The sequence below is a fragment of the Streptomyces sp. KLMMK genome (assembly GCF_036961605.1).
In the GTDB taxonomy this organism is placed as follows: domain Bacteria; phylum Actinomycetota; class Actinomycetes; order Streptomycetales; family Streptomycetaceae; genus Streptomyces; species Streptomyces telluris.
This window is the reverse complement of record NZ_JBAMDC010000774.1, coordinates 1-978: the sequence shown is the minus strand read 5'-3', so window position 1 is coordinate 978 and position 978 is coordinate 1. Positions and strand designations below refer to the sequence as shown.

The following is a 978-nucleotide window of genomic DNA, read 5'->3' as shown; positions in this document are numbered from 1 at the left end:
CGCCTTTCGCCTTTCAGCTTTCGCTTTCCGGCGATGATCCCGACTTTATCAGATGCTTTCCGGCCGAAGCTAATCGGCTTTTCGCTTCCGATAAGGGATCGAGGTGCTCGGGGTGAATCTCGTTCACCACCGGAGCGCTGTAGACACTAACCGTTCCGTTGGAACCTGTCCAGTTCCCCCGGCAACCGTTCGAATCTACCTCCCCACTCGTCCTGTGTCAACAGGTCTTGTGGGACGAGGAGGACACTACCAGGCTGACCAGCCCCTCTGCACATCAGGCGAAGGACGACGGCGGGCTGTCCAGGTCCTCCAGCTCGATGCCGGGTGCCGACAGGACGACGTCGCCGGCGAGGTTCACCGTGTGCTGCTCACCGGTCTCCAGGTCGGTGACCTGGTACGCGTCCACCTGGAGCGGGCCGTCGTCCGTGGCGTGTGCCGTCCGGCCGACCAGGGCCCACGACTGGTCGAGGGTCCGCGGGGCGAGGACGGGGGAGGTGAAACCGACGAGCCGGATGCGCGTCGCGCCGGCGCCGGGGGTCAGCCGCAGGGCCCGGGACAGGGCGACGTAGAAGGCAGGGGACGCGCCGGTGAAGGCACGGGCCTCGGCGACGTTGCCTTCCGTGGCGTGCTCCCCGGTCGGGTCGGTGCGGACCCAGGTCACTCCGTCGAGGGCCGCGCCGCGCACCTGCCAGCTTCCGGCGTGGAGCTGCACGCGGATCGGCCGGCCCAGCTCGTCGAGGGTGAGGTCGACGGATCCTGCGTGGTCGCCGGAGGGCGTGGTGATCTGCGAGACGTAGCGCCAGCCGGAGGGGCCGGTGGCGCAGTGGAAGTGCTCCTCACCGAGGGGGGTGTGGTCGTGCGGGTCGTGGAGCGAGTAGCGGCCGCGGGGCATGGTGGGGTCCTCGACAGAACAGGGACAGGCCCCTGCCTTCCCGGCAGGGGCCTGCTACCGATTGCTTTTGGTGCTGCTGGTGGTGC

At 68.5% G+C, this 978-nt stretch carries 1 protein-coding gene; it reads right to left on the bottom strand.

The annotated features are described in order from the left end of the window. Positions 1-274 precede the first annotated feature (274 nt). Complete coding sequence (locus V7793_RS37875; protein WP_336014297.1) at positions 275-892, bottom strand: hypothetical protein; 618 nt, start codon at positions 890-892, stop codon at positions 275-277. Between the last annotated feature and the right edge of the window lie 86 nt (positions 893-978).